The sequence below is a fragment of the Pseudoroseomonas cervicalis ATCC 49957 genome, assembly GCF_000164635.1.
Classification (GTDB): Bacteria; Pseudomonadota; Alphaproteobacteria; order Acetobacterales; family Acetobacteraceae; genus Pseudoroseomonas; species Pseudoroseomonas cervicalis.
In genome coordinates this window covers 946148-950706 of record NZ_GG770777.1, presented here as the reverse complement: position 1 = coordinate 950706, position 4559 = coordinate 946148, and the positions used below count along the sequence as shown (strand labels likewise).

3 protein-coding genes are annotated in these 4559 nt (G+C 71.1%); all 3 read left to right on the top strand.

Features of this window, described 5'->3' with window-relative positions:
• Window positions 1-128 precede the first annotated feature (128 nt).
• Window positions 129-1229, top strand: coding sequence for an RIP metalloprotease RseP (gene rseP, locus HMPREF0731_RS04100; RefSeq protein ID WP_040612283.1), 1101 nt, complete (start codon window positions 129-131; stop codon window positions 1227-1229).
• Window positions 1230-1428: 199 nt separating this feature from the next.
• Window positions 1429-3762 (top strand): outer membrane protein assembly factor BamA, encoded by a 2334-nt coding sequence (gene bamA / locus HMPREF0731_RS04095; RefSeq protein WP_007002763.1) that lies wholly within the window; start codon window positions 1429-1431, stop codon window positions 3760-3762.
• 62 nt (window positions 3763-3824) lie between these two features.
• Window positions 3825-4559 carry an OmpH/Skp family outer membrane protein gene (locus tag HMPREF0731_RS04090; protein ID WP_245538243.1) on the top strand — a complete coding sequence of 245 codons (735 nt, stop codon included), beginning with the start codon at window positions 3825-3827 and terminating at the stop codon, window positions 4557-4559.

Sequence of the window (4559 nt, the reverse complement as noted above, 5' to 3'; positions counted from 1 at the left end):
GGGATGCGGCGGCCCGCGCCGCCCGCCGCGCCGCCTGACTGGCGCACGCCCCCCTGGACAGCGTGGCGCCGCGCTGACCGAACCACGCCGCGGCCACGGCCGGGGCAGGAGACGCGATCTTGGACCTGTTGCCTGAGCCCTTCCGCTCGATCCTCGCCTTCATCCTGGTGCTGGGCGTGCTCGTCTTCATCCATGAGCTGGGCCACTATCTGGCGGCGCGCTGGCGCGGCGTGCATGTCGAGGCCTTCTCGATCGGCTTCGGCCGGGTGCTGAAGAGCTGGACCGACCGGCGCGGCACGGAATGGCGCCTCTCCCTGCTGCCGCTCGGCGGCTATGTGAAGCTGCACGGCCAGGAAGGGCCGGACGACGCGACGCCCGAGCAGCGCGCCGCCTGGCGCCCCGGCCAGACCTATCACGAGAAGCCTGTGGGCGACCGCGCCATCATCATCGCCGCCGGGCCCTTCGCCAATTTCGCCCTGGCCGCCGTGCTGTTCGCCGGGCTCTACATGACGATCGGCCAGCCGCAGCCCAGCGCCACCATCGGCGCCGTGGTCGCCGGCAGCGCCGCCGAGCGGGCCGGGCTGCAGGCCGGCGACCGCATCGTGATGCTGGACGGGCGGGAGGTGACCCGCTTCGAGCAGGTGCAGGCGCATATCCAGCCGCGCGCCGGGCAGAGCATCGAGCTGCGCATCCGCCGCGACGGGCGGGAGGAGGTGCTGCGCGCCACCCCCGACGCGCGGGAGAGCCAGGGCGTGACCACCGGCGTGCTCGGCGTCTCCGGCGGCGCGCAGGAATTCACCCGGCTGAACCCGGTCAGCGCGCTGGTCGCCGGCACGGTGCAGACCTGGGACGTGACGGCGCAGACCATGGCCGGGCTGTGGCAGATGATCACCGGCAGCCGCGGCACCGAGGAGCTGGGCGGGCCGCTGCGCATCGCGCAGCTCTCCGGCCAGGTGGCGCAGCTCGGCATCGCCAGCCTGGTCTCCTTCATGGCGATCCTCTCGGTCAATCTGGGGCTGATCAACCTGTTCCCGATCCCGGTGCTGGATGGCGGGCACCTGGTGTTCCAGGCGGCGGAGGCGATCCGCGGCCGGCCGCTGCCGCCGCGCGCCGTCGAATACGGCTTCCGCGCCGGCTTCGCGGTGCTGATCATGCTGTTCATCTTCGCCACCTGGAACGACCTGTCGAACCTCGGCGTGGTGCGCTGGGTGAGCGGGCTGGTGGGCTGAGCCGCGCCGGGCGGGCGGCCGCGCCGCCACCCGCCCGGGCGTTTCTTTTCAGCGTGTTGCAACCCGTGATGGGTTTGGTCCGCAAGGGGGTGGCGGGGCGCCGCGTTAACGGTTAGTCTCCCGCCGCCCGAGACGCCGCGCCTTCGGCGGCATCGCCGGCATCCTCTCTGGCCCCCTTCAACCGGCCCGGATCCGACCTTTGAACGCTACCCGCGCTCTTCTGCTCGCCGCCACCTGCCTCGTGCCCGTGCTGCTGCCGCCCGATGTGCAGGCCCAGACGCGCAACCCGCCGCGGCGCGGGGCGGCCGCCCAGCAACCCGCCGCCAATGGCTATGTCAGCCAGATCGACGTGCAGGGGAACCAGCGCATCGAGGCGGACACCATCCGCTCCTACATGCTGCTGCAGCCCGGCGACGCCTTCGATGCGGACCGGCTGGACCGCAGCCTGCGCACCCTCTTCGCCACCGGCCTGTTTCGCGACGTGAAGCTGAGCCGCCAGGGCGACCGGATCCTGGTGCAGGTGCAGGAGAACCCGATCGTCAACCGGGTGGCGTTCGAGGGCAACAGCAAGCTGTCCGACGACACGCTGCGCCCCGAGGTGCAGCTGCGCCCGCGCGCCGTGTTCACGCCGGCCACCGCCCAGGCCGACCGGCAGCGCCTGCTGGAGCTCTACGCCCGCCGCGGCCGCTTCGCCGCGCGCGTCGAGCCCAAGGTCATCGAGCTCGACCAGAACCGCGTCGATGTGGTGTTCGAGATCACCGAGAACGACGCGGCGCTGATCAGCCGCATCAATTTCGTGGGCAACGAGGCCTTCTCGGACAGCCGGCTGAAGGAGATCGTCTCCTCGCGCGAGGCCGCCTGGTACCGGCCCTTCAGCTCCTCCGACACCTATGAGCCGGAGCGGCTGAACTTCGACCGCGAGCTGCTGCGCCGCTACTACCAGCGCCAGGGCTATGCCGATGTCGAGGTGACGGGCGCCGCCGCCGAGCTGGCGCCGGACCGCAGCGGCTTCTTCGTCACCTACACGCTGCGCGAGGGGCCCCGCTACCGCGTCGGCGAGGTGGCGATCAATTCCAGCCTGCGCAACGTCACCGGCGAGCGGCTGCGCCCGGTGCTCGAGATCTATTCGGGCGACTGGTACGATGGCGACGCGGTCGAGCGCATGACCCAGGCGCTGATCGACGAGGCCAACCTGGCCGGCGCGCCCTTCGTCGAGGTCGAGCCGCGCATCACCCGCAACCGCGACGCCAAGACCATCGACATCGCCTTCGAGGTGCGCGAGGGGCCGCGCCAGTATGTCGAGCGCATCGACATCAACGGCAACACCCGCACCCAGGACCGCGTCATCCGCCGCGAGTTCCGCCTGGCCGAGGGCGACGCCTTCAACGCCGCGCAGATGCGCCGCTCGCGCCAGCGCATCCGCGACCTCGGCTATTTCAACGATGTGCAGATCACGCCGGTGCCGGGCTCCAGCCCCGACCGCGTGAACCTGAACACCACCGTCTCCGAGCGCGCCACCGGCGAGATCTCGATCGGCGGTGGCTACTCGACGGATTCCGGCGCGCTGGCCGATTTCGGCATCCGCGAGCGCAACATCCTGGGCACCGGCGTCGATGCCCGCGCCAACACCACCCTGGCGCAGCGCCGCAGCCAGGTGGACCTCTCGGTCACCGACCCGTCCTTCCTCGACCGCAACCTCTCGGTCGGCGCCGACGTGTTCTACATCGTGCGCAACCTGCGCGACTATTCGGGCTATGAGGAGCGCCGCGCCGGCTTCAGCCTGCGCGCCGGCTACGAGTTCAACGAGCGGCTGCGCCAGTCCTGGGCCTACACCCTGTCGCGCCGCAACGTGTTCAACGTGCGCGAAGGCGCCTCGATCTATATCGAGGAGCAGAAGGGCGTGACGCTGCTGTCGCAGGTCGGCCAGACGCTGACCTATGACACGCGCGATTCCCGCCTCGATCCGCGCGAGGGCTATGTGCTGCGCCTCGGCACCGACTTCGCGGGCCTCGGCGGCGATGTCTCCTATGTCCGGCTGCGGCTGGATGGCAGCTACTACATCCCGTTCGAGCGCTGGCTGGGCGATCCGGACTATGTGCTGGCCCTCTCGGCCAGCGCGGGTCACCTGGCGACCTATGGCAGCAAGCGCGAGCGCATCATCGACCGCTTCTTCCTGGGCGGCGAGAATCTGCGCGGCTTCGCGGTGGCCGGCGCCGGCCCGCGCGACGTCAGCACGGATGACGCGCTCGGCGGCCGCACCATCTGGACCCAGACCACCGAGATGCGCTTCCCGCTGCCCCTGCCGTCGGAGCTCGGCCTGCTCGGCCGCGCCTTCGTCGATGTCGGCTCGCTTTCCGGCAGCTCGTCCGGCACCAATGTCGTCGATGATTCGGCCCCCCGCGTGGGTGCCGGCGTCGGCCTCTCGTGGCGCAGCCCGTTCGGCCTGATCAACATTGATCTGGCTCAGGCCCTGGTGAAGAAGTCCTACGACGAGACGCAGGTCTTCCGCTTCGGCTTCGGCACGCGCTTCTGAGCTATTCCACGGAGTTTCCGATCATGGCGCGTCGCGCTGCCGCAACGCTTGCGGCGATCCTGATGTCGACCACCCTGCTCTCCGGCGCCGCGATGGCGCAGCAGAACCAGGAGTGGTTCGTTCCCAACCAGGGGCAGGGGGGGGGCGCGCAGCAGCAGCGCCCGGCCCAGCCGCCGCGCCAGCAGCCGGCGCAGCCGCCGCGCCAGCAGGTGCAGGCCAACCCGGCGCCGCTGCCGCCCGGCGAGCAGCCGCCGGCCGCCGTCATCGGCATCGTCGACGTGCCCGAGGTGCAGCGCAACTCCACCGCCTTCAACCAGGTGCGGGAAGAGATCGAGAAGCGCCGCCAGAAGCTGAATGACGACCTGCAGCGCGAGCAGAACCGCTGGCGCGAGGAGCAGCAGCAGCTGGCCAACCAGCGCGCCACCCTGTCGCAGGAGGATCTGCGCAACCGCGAGCGCGACCTGCAGGACCGGGTGACCGACGCGCAGCGCATCTTCCGCGACCGCAGCCGCAACATCGAGCAGGCGGCGCAGCAGGCGCTGCAGGAGATCGAGCGCGCGCTGGCCACCGTGATCCGCCAGGTCTCGGCCAGCCGCAAGGTCAACCTGGTGCTGCCGCGCCCGGTGGTGGTCTACAACGACCCGGCCTTCGACCTGACCGAGGAGATCTCCACCCAGCTGAACCGGGTGCTGCGCTCGGTCACCATGCCGCCGGAGGAGAATGCCGCCCCGGCGCCGGCCGCCGCGCCGGCGCGCCAGGGCCAGGGCCAGCAGGGCCAGGCGCCGCGGCGGAACTGA